18 protein-coding genes are annotated in these 22,501 nt (G+C 69.4%); 17 read left to right on the top strand and 1 reads right to left on the bottom strand.

Annotated features, from left to right (window positions below; genetic code table 11):
• Positions 1-323: 323 nt before the first annotated feature.
• The 17 genes from KDH83_RS09060 (at position 324) to KDH83_RS09140 (ending at position 20,246) form a co-directional block, all read left to right on the top strand.
• Positions 324-1,550, top strand: a complete 1,227-nt coding sequence (locus KDH83_RS09060) for a nitrate/nitrite transporter (protein ID WP_103274263.1) — start codon at positions 324-326, stop codon at positions 1,548-1,550.
• Positions 1,551-1,574: 24 nt separating this feature from the next.
• Positions 1,575-2,960 carry a NarK family nitrate/nitrite MFS transporter gene (locus KDH83_RS09065; protein WP_212314608.1) on the top strand — a complete coding sequence of 462 codons (1,386 nt, stop codon included), beginning with the start codon at positions 1,575-1,577 and terminating at the stop codon, positions 2,958-2,960.
• A gap of 144 nt (positions 2,961-3,104) precedes the next feature.
• Positions 3,105-6,845, top strand: coding sequence for a nitrate reductase subunit alpha (locus KDH83_RS09070; protein ID WP_212314610.1), 3,741 nt, complete (start codon positions 3,105-3,107; stop codon positions 6,843-6,845).
• Positions 6,842-8,407 (top strand): nitrate reductase subunit beta, encoded by a 1,566-nt coding sequence (narH, locus tag KDH83_RS09075; RefSeq protein ID WP_212314616.1) that lies wholly within the window; start codon positions 6,842-6,844, stop codon positions 8,405-8,407. The genes KDH83_RS09070 and narH overlap by 4 nt, the downstream gene beginning before the upstream one ends.
• Before the next feature lie 15 nt (positions 8,408-8,422).
• Positions 8,423-9,070, top strand: a complete 648-nt coding sequence (gene narJ, locus KDH83_RS09080; RefSeq protein WP_212314617.1) for a nitrate reductase molybdenum cofactor assembly chaperone — start codon at positions 8,423-8,425, stop codon at positions 9,068-9,070.
• A 21-nt stretch (positions 9,071-9,091) separates the two neighbouring features.
• Positions 9,092-9,775 (top strand): respiratory nitrate reductase subunit gamma, encoded by a 684-nt coding sequence (narI, locus tag KDH83_RS09085; RefSeq protein ID WP_212314618.1) that lies wholly within the window; start codon positions 9,092-9,094, stop codon positions 9,773-9,775.
• A gap of 30 nt (positions 9,776-9,805) precedes the next feature.
• Positions 9,806-10,570: a peptidylprolyl isomerase gene (locus KDH83_RS09090; protein WP_212314620.1), complete on the top strand. Its 765-nt coding sequence runs from the start codon at positions 9,806-9,808 to the stop codon at positions 10,568-10,570.
• A gap of 62 nt (positions 10,571-10,632) precedes the next feature.
• Entirely contained in the window at positions 10,633-11,655 is a 1,023-nt protein-coding gene (gene moaA, locus KDH83_RS09095) for a GTP 3',8-cyclase MoaA (protein WP_349291610.1), read from the top strand.
• A 1-nt stretch (position 11,656) separates the two neighbouring features.
• Positions 11,657-12,316 carry a carbonic anhydrase gene (locus KDH83_RS09100; RefSeq protein ID WP_212314624.1) on the top strand — a complete coding sequence of 220 codons (660 nt, stop codon included), beginning with the start codon at positions 11,657-11,659 and terminating at the stop codon, positions 12,314-12,316.
• Complete coding sequence (gene mobB / locus KDH83_RS09105; protein WP_212314626.1) at positions 12,313-12,822, top strand: molybdopterin-guanine dinucleotide biosynthesis protein B; 510 nt, start codon at positions 12,313-12,315, stop codon at positions 12,820-12,822. Before KDH83_RS09100 ends, mobB begins: the two co-directional genes overlap by 4 nt.
• 90 nt (positions 12,823-12,912) lie before the next feature.
• Entirely contained in the window at positions 12,913-14,850 is a 1,938-nt protein-coding gene (locus KDH83_RS09110; protein ID WP_212314628.1) for a type IV pili methyl-accepting chemotaxis transducer N-terminal domain-containing protein, read from the top strand.
• 67 nt (positions 14,851-14,917) lie between these two features.
• On the top strand, positions 14,918-15,580 hold the full coding sequence (locus tag KDH83_RS09115; RefSeq protein ID WP_212314629.1) for a response regulator transcription factor: 663 nt from the start codon (positions 14,918-14,920) through the stop codon (positions 15,578-15,580).
• Between the two features lie 107 nt (positions 15,581-15,687).
• A complete protein-coding gene (locus KDH83_RS09120; protein ID WP_103274275.1) occupies positions 15,688-16,704 on the top strand; it encodes a peptidase U32 family protein in 1,017 nt (338 codons plus the stop codon).
• Complete coding sequence (locus KDH83_RS09125) at positions 16,701-17,597, top strand: U32 family peptidase (RefSeq protein ID WP_212314681.1); 897 nt, start codon at positions 16,701-16,703, stop codon at positions 17,595-17,597. The genes KDH83_RS09120 and KDH83_RS09125 overlap by 4 nt, the downstream gene beginning before the upstream one ends.
• On the top strand, positions 17,594-18,037 hold the full coding sequence (locus tag KDH83_RS09130; protein WP_212314632.1) for an SCP2 sterol-binding domain-containing protein: 444 nt from the start codon (positions 17,594-17,596) through the stop codon (positions 18,035-18,037). Before KDH83_RS09125 ends, KDH83_RS09130 begins: the two co-directional genes overlap by 4 nt.
• A gap of 92 nt (positions 18,038-18,129) precedes the next feature.
• A complete protein-coding gene (locus KDH83_RS09135) occupies positions 18,130-19,398 on the top strand; it encodes a hypothetical protein (RefSeq protein WP_212314633.1) in 1,269 nt (422 codons plus the stop codon).
• A gap of 131 nt (positions 19,399-19,529) precedes the next feature.
• Positions 19,530-20,246, top strand: a complete 717-nt coding sequence (locus KDH83_RS09140) for an SDR family oxidoreductase (protein WP_212314635.1) — start codon at positions 19,530-19,532, stop codon at positions 20,244-20,246.
• Between the two features lie 10 nt (positions 20,247-20,256).
• Here the strand turns inward: KDH83_RS09140 and KDH83_RS09145 are convergent, their stop codons facing one another.
• A complete protein-coding gene (locus tag KDH83_RS09145) occupies positions 20,257-22,455 on the bottom strand; it encodes an ABC transporter permease subunit (RefSeq protein WP_212314637.1) in 2,199 nt (732 codons plus the stop codon).
• Positions 22,456-22,501: the final 46 nt, after the last annotated feature.

The following is a 22,501-nucleotide window of genomic DNA, read 5'->3' on the forward strand; positions in this document are numbered from 1 at the left end:
ATGGAAAGCAGGCTGCTCATGGTGGACACGCGCCGTGTGGCGCCCTGTGCATGGAACCGGCAGGGCCGGCTTTTAAGGTGTATTTCAAATGCATATTAATGCCGGCCCGCAAGCCGCGCCAGCGCGTGGATTTGATCTGGCGCAAACCTGGCTCCCGGGCAGGGGGTGACTAGTCACATCGGCGCGGCCGGATGGTCGGCCGGCGAATGGCGCGCGCGGCGGGGTATCCCTAGTCTGAGCGCATGTATTCGTCGGATAGATCCGTCAGCAAAGCGAGAACGACCATGACAGCATCACCCAGTCATACCCGGCCCGGCGCGCCCATGCGCGTGCTGGTCTCCAGCACCTTCGCCTTCACCATCTGCTTCGCGGTATGGATGATCTTCGCGGTGTTGGGCATCCCCATCAAGCAGCAGCTCGGCCTGTCCGAGACGGAATTCGGCCTGCTGGCCGCCATGCCGGTGCTGACCGGCTCGCTGGTGCGCGTGCCGCTGGGCATCTGGACCGACCGCTACGGCGGCCGTCCGGTGTTCTTCGTGCTGATGCTGCTGGCCGTGGTGCCGATCTGGCTGCTGTCCTACGCCACCGAGTATTGGCACTTCCTGGTGCTGGCGCTGTTCGTCGGCCTGACGGGCGGCTCGTTCTCGGTCGGCACGCCCTATGTGGCGCGCTGGTTCCCGCGCAACAAGCAGGGCCTGGCCATGGGCGTGTTCGGCGCCGGCAACTCCGGCTCGGCCATCACCAAGTTCGTGGCGCCGGCGCTGATCGCGGCCGCCGGCGGCGCCTGGGTCATCGTGCCGCAGGTGTACGCGGTGGCGCTGCTGGTGACGGCTGTGCTGTTCTGGCTGTTCTCGTCGTCCGATCCGGCGCATCGCGTCACGGGCGGCGCCAGCCTGAAGGCCCAGTTCGCCATGCTCAAGGACCCGCGCGTGTGGCGCTACTGCCAGTACTACTCGGTGGTGTTCGGCGGCTATGTGGCGCTGGCGCTGTGGATGACCAAGTACTACATCGGCGAATACGGCTTCGACATGAAGCTGGCTGCGCTGCTGGCGGCCTGCTTCTCGCTGCCCGGCGGCGTGCTGCGCGCGGTGGGCGGCTGGATCTCGGACCGCTACGGCGCCTACAAGACCACCTGGTGGGTGATGTGGGTGTGCTGGGTCGCGTTCTTCCTGCTCAGCTACCCGCAGACGCAGTTCACCATCATGACCGCCGCCGGCCCGCGCAGCTTCGAGATCGCGCTCGGTCCCATCCCCTTCACCGTGCTGCTGTTCGTGGTCGGCATCGCCATGGCCGTCGGCAAGGCCTCGGTCTTCAAGTTCATCTCGGACGAGTTCGGCCAGAACATCGGCGCGGTGTCCGGCATCGTCGGCCTGGCCGGCGGCCTGGGCGGCTTCATCCTGCCCATCCTGTTCGGCGTGCTGCTGGACCTGACCGGCGTGCGCTCCAGCGCCTTCATGCTGCTGTACGGCACGGTCTGCGTGTCGCTCATCTTCATGCACTTCAGTTTCCGGCCCGAAAGCGCGGCCATCGCCCGGCGCCAGCCGGCCTGATTCCTCCCTTCTAGCGAGAACCCTATGTCCACTCATGTCCTGCAGCGCTGGGAGCCGGAGAATCCCGGCTTCTGGCAACAGACCGGCGCGCGCATCGCCAACCGCAACCTGTGGATCTCCATCCCCGCGCTGATGCTGGCCTTCAGCATCTGGATGCTGTGGAGCGTGGTGGTGGTCAACCTGGACCGCGCCGGCTTCATGCTGTCCAAGAACCAGATGTTCTGGCTGACGGCGCTGCCCGCGCTGTCGGGCGCCACGCTGCGCATCTTCTATTCCTTCCTGGTGCCGGTGTTCGGCGGCCGCAAGTGGACCGCCATCTCGACGGCCTCGCTGCTGATCCCGGCGCTGGGCATGGGCTTCGCGCTGCGCGATCCGTCCACCTCCTATCCGACGCTGCTGATCCTGGCGCTGCTGTGCGGCCTGGGCGGCGGCAACTTCAGCTCCAGCATGGCCAACATCAGCTTCTTCTTTCCCAAGGAAAAGAAGGGCCTGGCCACCGGCCTGAACGCCGGCATCGGCAACCTGGGCGTGTCGCTGGTGCAGTTCGCCGTGCCGGTGGCGATCTCGGCCGGCATGTTCGGCGCGCTGGGCGGCGATCCGCAGCAGGCCATGGTCAAGGGCGCGGCGACCAACATCTGGCTGCAGAACGCCGGCTTCATCTGGGTGCTGCCGATCGCGCTGGCCTCGCTGGCGGCCTGGTTCGGCATGAACGACATCGCTGACGCGCGCGCGTCCTTCGCCGACCAGGCGGTGATCTTCAAGCGCAAGCACAACTGGCTGATGTGCTGGCTGTACGTGGGCACTTTCGGCTCCTTCATCGGTTTCTCGGCCGGTTTCGCCATGCTGACCAAGACGCTGTTCCCGCAGGTCGATCCCACCGCCTATGCCTTCCTGGGGCCGCTGGTGGGCTCGCTGACGCGGCCGGTCGGCGGCTGGGTGTCGGACAAGCTGGGCGGCGCGCGCGTCACGCTGTTCACCTTCGTCGGCATGATCGCGGCGGTGCTGGGCGTGATGATGTTCATGCCGGTGAACGGGCAGGGCGGCGACTTCAACGGCTTCCTGGCCATGTTCATCGTGCTGTTCGCGCTGACCGGCCTGGGCAACGGCTCGACCTTCCGCATGATCCCGGTGATCTTCCTGCGCGAGCGCACCCAGGCCGCCGAGGGCCGGGGCGAGGCCGGGCGCAAGCAGGCGCTGGCCGAGGCCGCCAAGGAATCGGCCGCGGTGCTGGGCTTCTCCGGCGCGATCGGCGCCTATGGCGGTTTCTTCATCCCGCGCAGCTTCGGCACCTCGCTGGAGCTGACCGGCGGCGCGCAGGCGGCGCTCTATTGCTTCATCGCCTTCTACGCCACCTGCGTGCTGATCACCTGGTGGCAGTACGCGCGCCGCAACGCGCCGGTGCCGTGCTGAGCAATGACCGGGGTGACTAGTCATTCTGCCGTGCCCGACCTGTGCCTGCGGGCAATGGCGGGCGCGGCGCCCCGGGCCTAAAGTGGATTCGCAAGCAGAGCAAGCAGCATGCGCCGGCCGGGCCGGCGCTCTTGGAGAGCAACAATGAGTCATTTTCTGGATCGCCTGAAGTTCATGTCCAGGGTGAAGTCCACCTTCGCGGACGGGCACGGCGAGACGGTCAACGAGGACCGCCGCTGGGAGAACGCCTACCGCGCGCGCTGGCAGCACGACAAGGTCGTGCGCTCGACCCACGGCGTGAATTGCACCGGTTCCTGCTCGTGGAAGGTCTACGTCAAGAACGGCCTGATCACCTGGGAAACGCAGCAGACCGACTACCCGCGCACGCGCCCGGACCTGCCCAACCACGAGCCTCGCGGCTGTCCCAGAGGCGCGTCCTACAGCTGGTATGTCTACTCGGCCCAGCGCGTGAAGTACCCGATGATCCGGGGCCGCCTGATCGAGATGTGGCGCGAGGCCCGCAAGACCATGGACCCGATCGCGGCCTGGGAATGGATCAGCCAGGATCCGGTCCGCGCCAAGCGCTACAAGGCCGTGCGCGGCCTGGGCGGCTTCGTGCGCGCCGACTGGGACACGGCCACCGAGATCATCGCCGCCGCCAACGCCTACACCATCAAGAAGTTCGGCCCCGACCGCCTGATCGGCTTCTCGCCGATCCCGGCCATGTCCATGGTCAGCTACGCGGCCGGCGCGCGCTACCTGAGCCTCCTGGGCGGCGCCTGCCTGAGCTTCTACGACTGGTACTGCGACCTGCCGCCGGCCAGCCCGCAGGTCTGGGGCGAGCAGACCGACGTGCCGGAATCGGCCGACTGGTACAACTCCACCTACCTGATGGTCTGGGGCTCGAACGTGCCGCAGACCCGCACGCCCGACGCGCACTTCTACACCGAGGTCCGCTACAAGGGCACCAAGACCGTGGCCGTGTCCAGCGACTTCGGCGAAATGGTCAAGTTCGGCGACATCTGGCTGGCGCCCAAGCAGGGCACCGACGCCGCGCTGGCCATGGCCATGGGCCATGTGATCCTGAAGGAATTCCACCTGTCCGGCGCCTCGGACTACTTCCGCGACTACGTGCGCCGCTACACCGACATGCCCATGCTGGTGCTGCTCAAGGAGCGTGACGGCCGCCACGTCCCCGACCACTTCCTGCGCGCCTCGCACCTGGACGGCGCGCTGGGCGAGCAGAACAACCCGGATTGGAAGACCCTGGTCTATGACGAGGACAGCGGCGACCTGGTCGCGCCCAACGGCAGCATCGGCTTCCGCTGGGGCGAGGGCGCGGTCAACGGCGGCGAGAAAGTCGGCCGCTGGAACCTGGAAGCGCGCGACGGCGGCAGCGGCCGCGACATCACGCCGCGTCTGTCCCTGATCGACCAGGCCGATGCGGTCGTGGGCGTGGGCTTCCCGTACTTCGGCGGCGAGCACGACGAGCTGCTGACGCGCAATGTGCCGGCGCGCCGCATCCGCCTGGCCGACGGCACGGACGCGCTGGTCGCCACCGTGTACGACCTGCAGATGGCCAACTACGGCCTGGATCGCGGCCTGGGCGGCGGCAATGTCGCCACGTCCTATGACGACGACGTGCCCTACACCCCGGCCTGGCAGGAAAAGCACACCTCGGTGCCGCGCGCCCAGGTGATCCAGGTGGCGCGCGAGTTCGCGCAGAACGCGCACGACACCCAGGGCAAGTCCATGGTGATCGTCGGCGCCGGCCTGAACCACTGGTACCACATGGACATGATCTACCGCGGCATCATCAACATGCTGATGATGTGCGGCTGCGTGGGCAAGAGCGGCGGCGGCTGGGCGCACTACGTGGGCCAGGAAAAGCTGCGGCCGCAGTTCGGCTGGGCGCCGCTGGCCTTCGCCTCGGACTGGGCGCGCCCGCCGCGCCAGATGAACGGCACCTCGTTCTTCTACGCCCACACCAGCCAGTGGCGTCACGAGAAGCTGAACGTGCAGGAAGTGCTGGGCCCCACCGCCGACCGCAGCAAGTACGGCGAACTCAGCATGATCGACCTGAACGCCCGCGCCGAGCGCATGGGCTGGCTGCCGTCGGCGCCGCAGCTGCGCACCAATCCGCTGGACCTGGTGGCCGAGGCCGAGGCGGCCGGCAAGGACCCGGTGGCGCACGCGGTCGAGGGCCTGAAGTCGGGCGCGCTGCAGATGGCCTGCGAGAACCCGGACGATCCGGCCAACTTCCCGCGCAACATGTTCGTGTGGCGCTCCAACATCCTGGGCTCCAGCGGCAAGGGCCACGAGTATTTCCTGAAGTACCTGCTGGGCACGCAGAACGCCGTGTTCGGCGACGAGGCCGACGCCATCAAGCCGGTCGAGGTCGCCTATGAGGACGACGCCGCCGAGGGCAAGCTGGACCTGCTGACGGTGCTGGACTTCCGCATGAGCACGACCTGCCTGTACGGCGACATCGTGCTGCCGACCGCCACCTGGTACGAGAAGGACGACCTGAACACGTCCGACATGCACCCGTTCATCCACCCGCTCAGCGAGGCGGTGCAGCCGCTGTGGGAAAGCAAGACGGACTGGGAGATCTACAAGCTGCTGGCCAAGCGCTTCAGCGAGATCGGCGGCCCCTACCTGGGCAAGCGCCGCGACCTGGTGCTGGCTCCCTTGATGCACGACACCCCGGGAGAACTGGGCCAGGCCTTCGAACCCAAGGACTGGAAGCTGGGCGAGTGCGACCTGGTGCCGGGCAAGACCGCGCCCAACATGGTCGTGGTCGAGCGCGACTACAACGACATCTACCGCAAGTTCACCTCCGTCGGCCCCTTGCTGGACAAGCTGGGCAACGGCGGCAAGGGCATCAACTGGAACACCGAGCACGAAGTGCACGAGCTGGCCGGCCTGAACGACAGCGTCAGCGAGCCGGGCGTGAGCCAGGGCCGTCCGCGCCTGGACACGGCGATCGATGCCGCCGAGATGATCCTGACCTTCGCGCCCGAGACCAACGGCCATGTGTCGGTCAAGGCCTGGGAGGCATTGAGCAAGATCACCGGCCGCGAGCACGCCCACCTGGCGATCGGCCGCGAGCACGACAAGATCCGCTTCCGCGATATCCAGGCGCAGCCGCGCAAGATCATCTCGGCGCCGACCTGGTCGGGCCTGGAAAGCGAGGAGGTCAGCTACAACGCCGGCTACACCAACGTGCATGAGCTGATCCCATGGCGCACCCTGACCGGCCGCCAGCAGTTCTACCAGGATCACCGCTGGATGCTGGACTTCGGCGAAGGCTTCTGCGTCTACAAGCCGGCCATCGACACCAAGACGGTGGCGCCCATGCTGGGCCGCTATCCGAACGGCGAGAAGGAGCTGGTGCTGAACTGGCTGACGCCGCACCAGAAGTGGGGCATCCACAGCACCTACTCGGACAACCTGCGCATGCTGACCTTGAGCCGGGGCGGTCCCCACGTGTGGATCTCCGAGGCCGAGGCCAAGCAGGCCGGCCTGGTGGACAACGACTGGGTCGAGGTCTTCAACGTCAACGGCACGCTGACCGCGCGGGTGGTGGTGAGCCAGCGCGTGCCGGTGGGCATGTGCCTGATGTACCACGCCCAGGAAAAGATCGTGAACGTGCCGGGCGCGGAGACCAGCGGCAAGCGCGGCGGCATCCACAACTCCGTCACCCGCACCGTGCTCAAGCCCACCCACATGATCGGCGGCTATGCGCAGCAGGCCTACGGCTTCAACTACTACGGCACCGTGGGCGCCAACCGCGATGAATTCGTGGTGCTGCGCAAGATGAAGAAAGTGGACTGGCTTGAAGGCCCGTTGGTTGAAACGCAACAAGAAGAGAAGCAATCATGAGGATACGCGCCCAAATCGGCATGGTGCTGAACCTGGACAAGTGCATCGGCTGCCATACCTGCTCGGTCACCTGCAAGAACGTCTGGACCAGCCGCGATGGCGTCGAGTACGCCTGGTTCAACAACGTGGAAACCAAGCCCGGCATCGGCTATCCCAAGGAATGGGAGAACCAGGGAAAGTGGAAGGGCGGCTGGAACCGCACGGCCAGCGGCAAGCTGGAACCGCGCCAGGGCGGCAAGCTGCGCATCCTGGCCAATCTGTTCGCCAACCCGAACCTGCCGCAGATCGACGACTACTACGAGCCCTTCACCTACGACTACGAGCACCTGAAGAACGCGCCGCTGTCGCAGACGCCGCCGACCGCGCGCCCGGTGTCGGTGCTGACCGGCAAGAAGATGGACAAGATCCATTGGGGCCCGAACTGGGAAGACGACCTGGGCGGCGAGTTCAGCGCGCGCAGCCGCGACCAGCTGTTCGAGGGCGTGCAGAAGGAGATGTACTCGACCTTCGAGAACACCTTCATGATGTACCTGCCGCGCCTGTGCGAGCACTGCCTGAACCCGGCCTGTGTCGCCAGCTGCCCGTCCGGCTCGATCTACAAGCGCGAGGACGACGGCATCGTGCTGGTGGACCAGGACAAGTGCCGGGGCTGGCGCATGTGCATCTCCGGCTGCCCGTACAAGAAGATCTACTACAACTGGCAGAGCGGCAAGGCCGAGAAGTGCACCTTCTGCTATCCGCGCATCGAGGCCGGCCAGCCGACCGTGTGCTCCGAGACCTGCGTGGGCCGGATCCGCTACCTGGGCGTGATGCTGTACGACGCCGACCAGATCGAGCGCGCCGCCGCCGTGGCCAGCGAGCAGGACCTGTACCAGTCGCAGCTGGACCTGTTCCTGGATCCGCACTCGCCCGAGGTGATCGCCGCCGCGCGCGAGCAGGGCATTCCCGAGTCCTGGCTGGAGGCCGCCCGCAAGTCGCCGGTCTACAAGATGGCCGTGCAATGGCGCGTGGCCTTCCCGCTGCACCCGGAATACCGCACGCTGCCCATGGTCTGGTACATCCCGCCGCTGTCGCCGATCCAGACGGCCGCCGAGTCCGGCAAGATGCCGACCCGCACCGTGGGCAAGAGCGCCATGATCCCGGACGTGTCCAGCCTGCGCATCCCCGTGCGCTACCTGGCCAACCTGCTGACGGCGGGCAAGGAAGAGCCGGTGCTGCTGGCGCTGGAGCGCATGCTGGCCATGCGCGCCTACAAGCGCTCGGAGACCGTGCACGGCGAACTGGACAGCGAGCTGCTGGCCCGGGTCGGCCTGGACGACGCCACCGTGCAGGACATGTACCGCATCATGGCCATCGCCGACTACGAGGACCGCTTCGTGGTGCCGAGCAGCCACAAGGAAATGGTCGAGGACAGCTTCAACGAGAAGGGCAGCTGCGGCTTCACCTTCGGCAACGGCTGCTCCGGCGGCGTGTCCGAGGGCTCGCTGTTCGGCAAGAAGCCGCAGGGCAGCGAGATCTTCATCGACATGCCCAAGTCCCGCAAGAAGGCCGCCGCGGCCTGAGCAAAGGAGAACACGATGAGCTTGTACCGACTGCTTTCCGCGCTGCTCAGCTACCCCGAGCAGGAACTGCTGGACGCCTTGCCCGAGATCGACGCGGCGTTGGCCGACCACCCCTGGGCCGGCGAGACGCTGGAACCCCTGACCGCCTGGCTGGGCGGCCAGGCCCTGATCCCGCTGCAGGAAACCTACGTCGCCACCTTCGACCGCAATCGCTCGCACTCGCTGCACCTGTTCGAGCACGTGCATGGCGAAAGCCGCGACCGGGGCCAGGCCATGGTGGACCTGCTGCAGACCTACCGCGACCATGGCTTTGAACCCGTGGTGTCGGAACTGCCGGACCACGTGCCGCTGTTCCTGGAGTTCCTGGGCGTGATCGACGCCGACCAGGCCCAGGCGCTGCTGGACGAGGCCATCCACGTGCTGGCCGCCATCGGTTCGCGGCTGGCGCGCAACGACAGCCCCTACGCCTGCGTCTTCGCCGTGCTGCGCGACCTGTCCGCCGTGACGCCGCGCGAGCAGACCGAGGCGCCGGTACGCGACATGGACGAGGCCATGGAGACCTTCGGCGCCGGCCCGGACGGCATCGAGCCGCTGCTGCGCCCGGCCGCCCAGGGCGGCGCGCACGCGGTGCATTTCTACCCCCGCGGGACGGCCGCCCGCTGACCGCTGCCAGGAACACGCATCATGAACACCCTGAACCAGTTCTTCTTCGGCATCTATCCCTACATTGCCTTGACCGTCTTTCTTTTGGGCAGCCTGGTCCGCTTCGAGCGCGAGCAGTACACCTGGAAGACCGACAGCTCGCAGCTGCTGCACCACGGCCGCCTGCGACTGGGCAACATCCTGTTCCACGTCGGCATCCTGGGCCTGTTCTTCGGCCACGCCGTCGGCCTGCTGACGCCGGTGGTGGTCTGGGACACGCTGGGCGTGTCGCATTCGCTCAAGCAGATGGTCGCCATGGTGGCCGGCGGCGTGATGGGCGGGCTGTGCCTGATCGGCCTGTTGATCCTGATCCACCGCCGCATGAGCGATCCGCGCATCGCCGCCACCACCAAGCCGGGCGACAAGCTGCTGCTGCTCTGGATCCTGGTCACGCTGCTGCTGGGCCTGTCGACCATCGCGCTGTCCGCCGGTCACATGGACGGCGAGGTGATGGTCAGGCTGATGACCTGGGCGCAGCACATCGTCACCTTCCAGGGCGACGCCGCCAGCCACATCGCCGGCGTCTCGCCGGTGTTCAAGGCGCACCTGTTCATGGGGCTCACGCTGTTCGTGATCTTTCCCTTCACCCGGCTGGTGCACGTCTGGAGCGGCTTTGCCTCGCTGGGCTACCTGGGCCGCGCCTGGCAGCTGGTGCGTCCGCGCTGAGCCGCGTCCCGGAACACGAAGGAGTCGAACATGCCTGTCATCGTCAATGGCGTCGAACTGAACGATGCCGATCTGGAACGTGAATTGCCGCGCCACGCCGACGCCAGCAACCCGATGCGTAGCGCCATCACCGCGCTGGTGCTGCGCCGGGTGCTGCTGGACGAGGCCGGCCGGCAGGGGCTGGACGCGGAGGACGAGGAAGTCGCCATCGGCGCGCTGCTGGCCAGCGAGGCGAGGGCGCCGGAGGCCGACGAGGCGGCCTGCCGCCGCTTCTACCAGACCCATCCCGAGCGCTTCATGGTGGGCGAGCTGATCGAAGCCGACCATATTCTGTTCCAGGTCACGCCCGGCGTGAACCTGGACATGCTGCGCGCCCACGCCAGGGTGGTGCTGGACGAGCTGATGGCCGACCCGTCGCGCTTCGCCGAGGTGGCGCGCGAGCAGTCCAACTGTCCGTCGGCCGCGGTCGGCGGCAGCCTGGGCCAGCTCGGGCGCGGCGACACGGTGCCGGAGTTCGAGCGCGCCGTGTTCGCCTTGCCCGCCGGCGGCCTGCTGCCGCAGCTGCTGGAAACCCGCCATGGCCTGCACATCGTGCGCGTCACGCGCCGCATCGAAGGGCGCATGCTGGCCTATGAGCAGGTGGCGCAGCAGATCGCCCATGCCCTGTCCTCGGTGAGCCGGGACACGGCGTGGCGCCAGTACCTCAAGCTGCTGGTGGGGCGCGCCAGCGTCGAGGGCATCGACCTGGACGACGGCGAGCCCGAGCGCGTGTTCGGCGGCGGGAGCGCGCCATGAAGCCCCCGTCTGTTCGTGAGTCTGTTTCTGAATCCGCTGCTGCATCCGTCAAGGCCTCTGCCGTGGCGCCCGGCGCCCCGTCCTCGCCCGCGTCGGCGCGCGCGGGCGCCGGTCTGATCGACGGCCATGGCCGCCGCATCGACTATCTGCGCGTCTCCGTCACCGACCGCTGCGATTTGCGCTGCACCTACTGCCTGCCCAAGGACTACAAGGGCGCCGAGATTCCGGCCAACTGGCTCAGCCACGAGGAGATGGCGCGGCTGGTGCGTTTGTTCGTCGACAACGGCGTGCGCAAGGTGCGCCTGACTGGCGGCGAGCCGCTGACGCGCGGCGGCGTCGCCGGGCTGGCGGCGGCCATCGCGGCCATGCCGGGCCTGAGCGACTTGTCGCTGTCCACCAACGGCACGCGGCTGGCGCGCCATGCGCGCTCGCTGCGCCAGGCCGGGGTGCGGCGCCTGAATGTCAGCCTGGACACGCTGGACGCCGCCCGCTTCCAGGCCATCACCGGGCGCGACTGCCTGGCCGATGTGCTGGACGGGCTGCGCGCCGCGCGCGAGGCCGGTTTCGCGCCGGTCAAGCTCAACAGCGTGGTGCATGCCGCCACGCCTGAAGATGACGTAGAGCGGCTGCTGGCCTATGCCCGCGAGCAGGGCTTCGTGCTGCGCCTGATCGAGCCCATGCCCATGGGCGACTGCGGCCGCGCCCATGAGCATGTCGACCTGAACGCGCTGGGCGCGCGGCTGGCGGCCCGTCATGGCCTGGTGCCGGCGCTGGCGGCCGGCGGCGCCGGCCCGGCGCGCTACTGGACCGCCGACGGCCAAACCCATGTGCTGGGCGTGATCACGCCCATGTCGCGTCACTTCTGCGCCGCCTGCAACCGCGTGCGGCTGGGCGCGGACGGCACGCTCTACCTGTGCCTGGGCCAGGAAGACCAGGTGCCGCTGGGCCGCATGCTGCGCGCCGGCGCCAGCGACGCCGAGCTGCGCGGCGCGCTATTGGCCGGCATCGCCGCCAAGCCGGAGCGGCACGACTTCAACGCCCGGCCCGAGCGCGTGCTGCGCTTCATGGCGCAGACGGGAGGCTGAGATGCGCGATATCGAACGCTTCATCGACGGTTTCCAGCGCTTCCAGTACCAGTACTACGAGGCCGCGCCCTCGCTGTACCGCAACCTGCGCGACGGCCAGCACCCCAGCACGCTGCTGATCGGCTGCTGCGATTCGCGGGTGGACCCGGCCATGCTGCTGGGCTGCGATCCCGGCGACATCTTCACCGTGCGCAACGTCGCCAACCTGGTGCCGCCGGCCGACCGCGACCAGGGCCATCACGGCGTGCTGGCCGCGATCCAATTCGCGGTGGACCAGCTCAAGGTCGGCCGCATCATCGTGCTGGGCCACGCGCATTGCGGCGGCATCCGCGCGTTGATGGAGCGGCCCGCCGGCACGGCCGGCGAGCCGGACTACCTGAACCGCTGGATGGACATCGCCGAGCCGGCGCGCCAGCGTGTGCTGAACCAGATGCCGGACGCGCCGGACGCCGAGCGCCGGCGCGCCTGCGAACAGGCCTCCATCCTGATCTCGCTGCGCAACCTGGAGTCGCTGCCCTGCGTGCGGCGGGCGCTGGAGGCCGGCACGCTGACCCTGCATGGCTGGTATTTCGACCTGGTGGCGGGCGCTTTGCTGGCATACTCGCAGCGCGCGGACGGCTTCCTGCCCATCGTCTGCCCCCTGTTCACGGAGCTTGCATGACCCCAGTCTTCGGCATCGCCGGCCGTTCCGGCAGCGGCAAGACCACCCTGATCGAAGCCATGCTGCCGCTGCTGCGCGCGCGCGGGCTGGCGGTCAGCGTGATCAAGCACAGCCACCACGATTTCGAGATGGAGCCGCCCGGCAAGGACAGCGCGCGCTTCCGCCTGGCCGGCGCGCACGAGGTGATGGTGGCCTCGCCGTACCGCTATGCCATCGTGCACGAGCTGCGCGGCGGAACCGAACCCACGCTGACGCAGCAGCTCGAACGGCTGGCGCCGGCCGATCTGGTGCTGGTGGAAGGCTTCAAGCAGGCCGCGATCCCGCGCCTCGAGGTCTACCGGCCGGCGTTGGGCAAGCCGGCGCTGCACGCCGAGGACGGCGGCTTCCTGGCCGTGGTCACGGACGCGGCGCTAGATACGACGCTGCCATGCCTGCCGCTGAACGAGCCGGACGCTGTGGCGGCGTTCATTTGCAGCACGCTGGGGCTGGCGCCGGGGAAAGCCTAGGCTTTCCCCGCCGGGCGGGCCAGGACCAATCTGTAACCGGCCGCCGAAGGACTACACTGGCGCCATGCCGGCCCGGCAAGCAAGACATTCATGACCCCTATCGATTCCAGAACCGACCCCGGCGGCCTGCCGTCACCCCGGCATCGCCTGTCCACGCGCATCATCGCCACCTCGCTGGCCGCGTTGGTGGTGGTGCTGTCCATGATCAGCTGGACGCTGTGGCTGTCCTGGCAGCTGGAAGGCGCGGGCGCGGCCATCAACGATACCGGCAGCCTGCGCATGCGCGCCAACCGGGTGGCGGTGGAGCTGATGCGGCCGCAGGAAGGACGCAAGGTGCGCACCGACGAGCAGATCCTGCTCATGGACGAGACCATCGCGCGGCTGGCCAAGGGCAATCCGGCGCGGCCGCTGTTCATTCCCAATGACGAAGGCATCCGCAAGCAGTGGAGCGAGGTGGCCGGCTACTGGCGCGAGATCATGAAGCCCTCGGCCATGCGCGCCCTGGGCCAGCCCGACGCCGCCTACTACCTGGAGACGCTGCCGGAGTTCGTGGCCAAGGCTGACACGCTGGTGCGCATGATCGAGCAGGACAACGCCGGCAAGACCACGATGCTGCGGCTGTCGCAAGGCGTGCTGGCGGCGATCGCCAGCGCCGGCACGCTGGCCATGATCTATCTGCTGTACCTGTGGATCATCTCGCCCGTGCTGCGCCTGCGCGACGGCCTGCAGCGCATGGCGGCGCGCGAGTTCAGCACCCGGCTGCCGGTGGAAAGCCGCGACGAGTTCGGCGTGCTGGCGCGCGGCTTCAACCGCATGGCCGACGAGCTGCAAGGGCTGTACACCGGGCTGGAGCAGCGTGTGGAGCAGAAGACGGCCCAGCTGGCGGCGCAGAACCGCGACATCGGCGCGCTCTACGACATGGCGGCCTTCCTCAACCAGCCCAACGAGATCGAGGCGCTGTGCGACGGCTTCCTGCGGCGCGTCATGCTGCAATTCGACGCCGAGGGCGGCAGCATTCGCGCGCTCGACCCGAACAACGAAAAGCTCAACCTGATGGTGTCGGTGGGCCTGTCGGACGCGCTGGTCGAGTCCGAGCACTGCATGCGCGTGGACGACTGTTATTGCGGCGTCGCCACCCGCAAGGCCGGGGTGATCGTGATCCAGGACTTCCGCCACGCGCCGCCCAGCCTGGACCTGAACTGCCAGCGTGAGGGCTTCGCCAGCGTGGCCGTTTTCCGCATCGTCGCGCGCGATGAGGTGCTGGGTTCGTATTCGCTGCATTTCCGCAGCCAGCGCAAGCTGGCGCCTGCCGAATCGCAGCTGCTCGAAACGCTGGGCCAGCACCTGGGCGTGGCGCTGGACAACCGCCGCCTGAGCGCCCAGGCGCGGCAGCTGGCGGTGGTGCAGGAGCGCGGCCTGGTGGCGCAGGGGCTGCACGACAGCCTGGCCCAGGGCCTGAATTTCCTGAACCTGCAATTGCAGATGCTGGACGGGGCGGTCAAGCGCGGCGACGCCGCCGAGGTCGATGAAATCCTGCCGCTGCTGCGCACCGGCGTGGATGAAAGCTACCAGGACGTGCGCGAGCTGCTGACCAATTTCCGCAGCAAGCTGTCGCAGGGCGACCTGTACGTGGCGATCGAGGACACGGTGGACCGCTTCCGCCGCCAGACCGGCATGGATACCGAGCTGGTCGTGGGCGAGCGCCAGGGCGCGCCGCTGGCGCCGGACCAACAACTGCAGGTGCTGTTCATCCTGCAGGAAGCGCTGTCCAACGTGCGCAAGCATTCCGAGGCCGCGCGCGTGCGCGTCGAGGTCGAGGACGGGCGCGATTTCGTGCTCAGCATCAGCGACGACGGGCAGGGCTACGACGCCGAGGAAGTGGCCGCCCGTGGCGAGGCCCATGTCGGCCTGCACATCATGCGCGAGCGCGCGGCGCGCCTGCGCGCCGTCATAAAACTCGAATCGCGGCCCGGCCAGGGCACGCGAGTCCTCTTGACACTGCCCGGCGCAGAACGCCTGGCCGCCTAAGGGGAGGGGTAGCCCACCCCCGAAGCGCTGCACGCCGGTGCTTTCCATAACTGAACGACGCAATACCATGCCCATCCGAATCCTTCTTGTCGACGACCACACGCTGTTCCGCTCGGGCCTGCGCCTGCTGTTGCAGCGCCAGCCCGATTTCGAGATCGTGGCCGAGGCCGGCGACGGGGTCGAGGGCCTGAAGCGGGCCAAGGAACTCAAGCCCGACGTGGTGCTGCTGGACCTGAACCTGCCGGGCCTGTCCGGCCTGGAAACGCTGCAACTGCTGGTGCAGGACCTGCCGTCCTGTGCGGTCATCATCCTGACCGTGTCGGAAGAGGCCGACGAGCTGGGGCAGGCGCTGCGCGACGGCGCGCGCGGCTATCTGGTCAAGAACATCGACGCCGAGGCGCTGACCAGCGCGATCCGCCGCGCGGCGGGCGGCGAACCGGTCATCGCGCAGAGCATGACCGCCAAGCTGGTCGAGCAGTTCCGTGGCCAGGCCCAGGCTGGCGCGCAGCCGGCTGGGCAGGGCGAGCGCCACAGGCTGACCGCGCGCGAGACGCAGATCGTGCAGTACCTGGCGCGGGGCGCCAGCAACAAGGTCATCGCGCGCGAGCTGGACGTCAGCGAAAGCACGGTCAAGATCCATGTGCAGAACGTGCTGAAGAAGCTCAACCTCACCAGCCGCGTGCAGGTCGCCGTGTACGCGGTGGAGCACGGGCTGCACGTCGAGGAATGAGCGCGCGGCGCGCGTGCGCCGGCGGGCTGATCCGCCGCAAACGCCGGCCCGCCGCCGTTTGATCTGCGACAAGGCCGCGTCCGGCACCGGCCCCTAGACTGGCCGGCATGCAAACGCGAACCTCACCCATGGAACTGGTGGCTCCGGCCGGCAGCCTGGCCGCGCTCAAATCCGCTATCGAGGCGGGCGCGGACACGGTCTACCTGGGCCTCAAGAACGCCACCAATGCCCGCAACTTCGCCGGGCTGAATTTCACCGAAAACGACATCCGCGCCGGCGTCGAGCTGGCCCATGCGCGCGGGCGACAGGTCCTTTTCGCCATCAACACTTTCGTGCAGGCCGGGCGCGGCGAGGAATGGCGCGCCGCGGTGGACGCGGCCCATTCGCTGGGCGCGGACGCCGTCATCATGGCCGACGCGGGCCTGCTGGGCTATGCCAGCGACCGCTATCCCGACCTGCGGCTGCACCTGTCGGTGCAGGGCTCGGCCACGCACGCCGACGCCATCGAGCTGATGAAGGAGCAGTTCGGCATCAAGCGCGTGGTGCTGCCGCGCGTGCTGACGCTGGCCGAGATCGCCCGCATCTGCGGACAGGTCAGCGTCGAGGTCGAGGTGTTCGGCTTCGGCAGCCTGTGCGTGATGGCCGAGGGCCGCTGCCTGCTGTCGTCCTACGCCACCGGCGATTCCCCCAATAACAAGGGCGTCTGTTCGCCCGCGCACGCGGTGCGCTGGGTCGAGGACAAGGGCCGCATGGACGCGCGCCTGAACGGCATCCTGATCGACCGTTACGAGCCGGGCGAGCCGGCCGCCTATCCGACGCTGTGCAAGGGCCGCTTCAAGGTCGATGGCGCCGACGACCACGCGCTGGAGGAGCCCACCAGCCTGAACGCCATCGGCCTCTTGCCCCGACTGGCCGAGATGGGCGTGTCCGCCGTCAAGATCGAAGGGCGGCAACGCAGCCCGGCCTATGTGACGCAGGTGGTGTCCACGCTGCGCGCCGCGCTGGACAGCGCGCACGCCGACGCCGCGCGTTTTTCCCCGCGCCCCGAATGGAACGCCATGCTGGCGCGCCATGCCGAGGGCTCCCAAGTCACCCAAGGCGCATTCGAACGTCCATGGAAATGAACGCAACCCCGGCATTCCGCATCTCCGTCGGCCCTTTGCTGTATTACTGGCCGCGCCAGCAGACGCTGGACTTCTACGCCGACCTGGCCGATGGCCCGGCCGACATCATCTATGTGGGCGAGACGGTGTGCAGCCGCCGCCATGAACTGCGCGCCGAGGACTGGCTGGACCTGGCGCGCGACCTGCGCGCCACCGGCAAGACCGTGGTGCTGTCGGGCCGCACCCTGATCGAGACCGGCTCCGAGGCCGGCGCGCTGCGCAAGCTGTGCGAACAGCAGGACTTCCTGATCGAGGCCGGCGAGGTCGGCGCGATGCGCCACCTGGCCGGCCGTCCCTTCGTGGCCGGGCCGCACATGAACGCCTATCACGGCGGCACGCTGGACTGGCTGGCCAGCCGAGGCGCGGTCCGCTTCGTTGCGCCGTTGGAAATGGACAGCGCCACGCTGGCGCGCCTGCTGGCGGAAAAACCCGCCGCGCTGGAGTGCGAGGTCATGGTGTGGGGCCGCATGGCGCTGGCGTTCTCGGCGCGCTGCTTCACCGCCCGCCATTTCCGGCTGAAGAAGGACGACTGCGGCTTCCGCTGCATCGAGCATCCCGACGGCCTGGACCTGCGCACGCGCGAATCGCGCGACTTCCTGGCCATCAACGGCATCCAGGTGCAGTCGGCGGCCTGTCTGGACCTGCTGGACCAGGCGATGGAGCTGGCCGTGATGGGCGCGCGCGTGCTGCGCGTCAGCCCGCAATCGATCGGCACGCAGGCCGCCATCGCGGCGCTGGACGCCACGCGCCATGGCGCGCCGGCGGCCGAGGTCGCGCCGCCCGCCGGCATGGAACGCTGCAACGGCTATTACTACGGCCACGCGGGCATCGACCTGTTGCGGGAGCCGGCATGAACCTGAGCCTGCCCGCGCCGCCCGCGCTGCTGGCCCGGCTGGGCCGCAAGCTGCCGGCGCCGCTCGTGTCGCTGCATTTCACCGCCGGGCTGGAGCTGGCGCGTCGCTTCAAATGGCTGGCGCCGCCGGCCGAGCTGGACGGCCGGCGCTTCGCCATCACCGTCGAGGACCTGGGCCTGCGCAGCTGCTTCGCCGTGCGCGGCGGCGCGTTCCGCCCCGTGTGGGACGGCGCGCCGGCCGAGCTGGAACTGGGCGCCAAGCTGGCCGACTTCCTGGCGCTGATGCGCGCGGACATGGACGCCGACACCTTGTTCTTCCAGCGCCGCCTGCGGATCTCCGGCGACACCGAGCTGGGCCTGATCGTGAAGAACTGGCTGGACGCCTCGCCGCGCCCGGCCTGGCTGGACAAGCTGGGCGCGCTGGGGCGGCCGCAAGCCTGAGCCTGGGACGATCGTTTCGCATGACCGCCGGCGGCGCGGGCGGTCTTGTATAGTCGTGCCACTTCCGACCACGATCCTGGCACGCCTCTCTCATGCCCGTCATCCGCGCTCGTTCCTGCTTGTCGTCACCGGCCGTCCTGGCGCTGGCGGCGCTGCCCTGGCTTTGCGGCCCGGCCGCCGCCGCGCCGCGCATCGTCTACAGCGGCACGCTGCAAGGCGCGGGCGAGGTGGTGATGGAGCTGGACAGCCAGCCGGCCGACGGCGTCGTCAAGGGACGCTATTTCTATCCCCGGCATGGCGTGGACATCCCGTTGCAAGGCACGCCGCAGGCGCTGGCCGAACCCATGACGCATCAGGCGGCGGTCGACACGGGGTGGGACCCGCAGGCCAGTCCGCCGCCCGCCGCCGCCACCTGGAAGGGCGAGCGCGACGCGCAGGGCTATCGCGGGACCTGGACCGACGCGCGCAGCGGCAAGACGCGCGGCTTCAGCCTGAAGCGCGTGGCCGAATACGATCCCGAGCAGACCGCGCCGGGCGCGGTGCAGGCTGTCACCGAGGCCATCAGCGGCGGCCGGGGCAGCGGCGTGGATGCCGGGGCCGACATCAATGCCCGCAGCGCGCCCTATGAAACCCTGAAGCTGGCCGGGCATGCGTTGCCCGCCGGCGAAGAGGTCGGCGCCGGCGCGGCGGCCTACCGGATGTGGCGCGACCCGCGCACCGGCTTCATGTATCCCCGGCTGGCACGGCATCCGAACACCCAGACCTTGCAACGCGTCAACCATCTGCTGGAACAGCGCCACTGGCAGATGAGCCTGGCGGCGCTGGCCTGCAAGGCGTCGGTTTACGAGAACGGTTCCTGGGGCGCTGGCACGCTGGGTGGCTACGACGAGGAATCGGTCCAGGTGACGTGGCTGTCGTCCGCGCTGCTGACCGTGACCGAGTCCGGCAGCCTGTTCTGCGGCGGCGCGCATCCGGACAATCACTTCGACCTGTATACCTACGACCTGCTGCGCGGCGAGTACCTGGACTGGAACCGGGTGTTCCCGGCCTATGTGGCGGGCGAATACAGCCAGTCCGCGCCCAGCCCGGCCTTGCTGAAGATCGTGGACCGCGCCCGCCAGAAGATGGCGGCGGCGGCCCGCAGCCAGCGTGGCCGGCAGGACGTCGACCGCGAAGGCTGCTCGGACGTGTGGCCCGAGTTCCTGGCCCTGGGCGCGCAGGCGCCGGGCGCGCTGAGCCTGTCGGTGTCCGGCGTCGGCCATGCCATGGGCGTGTGCCTGGGCACGTATGCGGCGGTGCCGTTCAAGGATCTGGAGCCTTACCTGGCGCCGGGCGGCCGGGCCTATCTGGTCACGGACTAGGGCGGGCCAACGGCAGGGGGGCAAAGACGGCCGTCAGGCCAGGCGCAAAGCCCGGCGCGGCGCGGGGGCTTGGGACATGGCGGCGGCCCGCCGTGCTATATCCTCGGGCCGACACAGCAACGGAGCACAGCATGAAGATATTGATCGTGGGCGCCAGCAAGGGCCTGGGCCGCGCCCTGGCCGAAGGGCTGGGGCAGGACGCGGAAATGATCATCGGCGTATCGCGCAAGACGCCCACGGACTTGACGGTGGCGCCGTCCTGCGCGCTGCGCTGGATCGAGGCGGACCTGTCCGACCCCGAGGCCGCCGCCGCGCGCATCGCCGAGCAGGCGCCGGCCGAGCTGGACGCCATTCTCTACAACGTCGGCGTGTGGGAAGACAAGGCCTTCACCGACGATTACGACTTCCTGGCCGATTCGCCGCAGCAGATCGCGCGGCTGCTGGACATCAACATCACCGGCACGATCCTGTTGCTGCAACGGCTGATCCCGCGCCTGCTGGGTCGCGCCAAGCCGCAGCTGGTGCTGACCGGCTCGACCTCGGGACTGCCGCGCAGCGGCCGGCCCGAAGTGGCGTTCGGCGCGTCCAAGGCGGCGCTGTCGGGTATCGCCGACGCGCTGCGCGAGAGTTTCCGGGCGCGGCGGCTGGCGGTCACCTGCCTGCAGCTGGGCTATCTGAACACCGAGGACGGGCTGGCGGTGGCGCGCGATGAGGCCAGCCGGCGCGGCGAGGGCACGCTGGCGCCGGTGCACGATGTGGTGGCGATGGTGCGCGCGCTGCTCAGCCTGTCCGATGCCTCTTTCGTGCGGGAACTGGTGTTGCCGGCGATCCTCGACGAGCGCTTCTGAGGCCGGCCGTTCAGAGCCGTCCCGTCTCCATCGCCCGCGCCACCCGCGACAGCGCCAGGCTGGCCGCGAAGTACAGCGCGGCCACCGCCAGGTAGACCTCGACGTGATAGGGCCGCCAGGCCGTGCCGGCCACCACGGCCTTGGCGGCGCCCAGCACGTCGAACACGTCGATGATGCTGACCAGCGAGGTATCCTTGACCGCGCCCACGAACACGCCCAGCGCGGCCGGCGCGGCGATGCGCCGGGCCTGCGGCCAGATCACGGCCTGGTAGGCCAGGGCGGAGCCCATGCCCAGCGCGCGCGCCGCAGCCATCTGGCCCGGCGGGATGGCCTGCAGCGCGCCGCGCAGCACTTCGGCCAGCAGGCAGGCGGTGTGCAGCGTCAGCGCGGCCAGCGCCATGCTGAACTTGGACACGCCGCCGCCCAGCAGCATGGGCAGCACGAAGGACGCGAACAGCAGTTGCGTCACCAGCGGCACGCCGCGCACGGCCTCGATCAGCGTGGCGGCGGCGAACGAGCCGGCGGGGCTGGACGAGCGGCGCAGCAGCGCCAGACCGGCCGCCAGCGGCACGGCGGCCAACAGCGCCGCGATCGCCAGGATCAGCGTGACCAGCAGGCCGCCCCAGCGCAGCGGGCCGATGGCCTCGCCGCCCCAGGGCCAGCCGGACAGCGCGCCGGCGGCAAGCGCCAGCGCGGCGATGGCGACGCCGGCGCGTACCCGTCCGGACAGCCGGCCCGCGCCCAGCGCCACGGCGACCGCCAGCAGCAGCGCGGCGCAGGCGACCAGGGCGGGGCCGCGATGCGCCGGCTGCATCGCGCCGAACAACAGCAATGGCAGGTTCTCGCCCACGGCGGCCCAGCAGGCGCCGGCTGCTTGCGCGCAGGCCGCCGCGTCGCCGCGCCAGACGGCGTTGAGCAAGGCCCAGTCGGCGAGCGAGCCGGCGGCGAGCAGCGCCGCCAGCAGCACGGCCGTCCTGGCCAGGCGCCGCGCCCAGCGCCCGCCGCCTTGCCCAGCAAGGGTGGCAAGCAGCGCGGGGCGTTCGCCCAGGCGCGCGCCGTGCAGATCGCCCGGACCATGCCGGGCGCTGCGCGCGTTCCACGCGGACAGCGCGCCGCCCAGCGCCAGGGCCAGGCCCAGATAGGCCGCCAGCGCCAGCGAGATGCCTTCCAGCGCCAGGCCGGTCTGCGTGATGGCGGTGTTGATGACGGCCATCAGGTCCTGGTAGCCGATGGCGATGGCCAGCGTGCTGTTCTTGATCAGCGCCAGGCACTGGTTGGCGTAAGGCGGCAGCGCCACGCGCGCGGCGTTGGGCGCGACGACCAGGCGCAGGATATCCAGGCGCGACAGCGCCAGCGCCTGTCCGGCCTCGACCAGCCCCGCCGGCACCGCGCGCACCGAGGCGCGCACGATGTCGGCGATATAGGCGGCATGGAATACCGACAGGCCGATGACCAGCGTGGCGAATTCGATGCTGGGCTGCCAGCCGCCTTGCAGGCCCAGTCCGCGCCGGACTGGCAGTTCGACGATGGGCGCGGGCAGGAGGGTCCAGGCGAGCAGCAGGCCGGCCAGCGCCAGCCAGGGCGCGACGCGGACGAGCAGAACGCGTCCACGATGCGCGGGTCCGTCCGCCGCGAGCCGCCGGCGTCGAATCGCCCAGCCCGCGATCAACATGGCGACAATCAGGCTCGCCGCTTGCGGCAGCCAGCCGTGCAGCGCCGGCAGCGCCAGTCCGCGATTGGACAGCAGCACCGACGGCAGCGGCTCCCAGGCCTGGCGCGCGTCGGGCAGGCGCAGCAGCAGGCCGTACCAGACGAAGAGCTGCAACAGCACCGGGGTGTTGCGCAGCGGCGCGATGAGGACGGCCGCCAGCCGCGACGCCACCGGATCGGGCGACAGGCGCGCGAGGCCCAGCGCCACGCCCAGCAGCGTGGCCAGGGGCAGGGCGGCCAGCGCCACCGTCAGCGTGTTGACCAGGCCGGCCGCCAGCGACATCCAGTAGGGATCCTCGGGCAGCACATCGAGCAGGCTTTCCGAGATGCGAAAGCCCGAGGCCTGGAACAGGAAGCCGAAGCCGCCGTGCACGCCGCGCGCGGCCTGCACGGATTCGATCTGCAGCGCCAGCAGCGCGGCCAGCCCGCCCAGGCCCAGGATCCAGGCCAGCGCGGCGGGCCAGCGGCGCGGCGCGGCCGGCAGGGCGAGCGCGCTCATGGCGCGCCGCGTCCGATTCGCGCCGAAGGCGCGCGCCGGACGGCGC

This window comes from Achromobacter sp. Marseille-Q0513 (assembly GCF_018195695.1).
Taxonomy (GTDB): Bacteria; Pseudomonadota; Gammaproteobacteria; order Burkholderiales; family Burkholderiaceae_B; genus Achromobacter.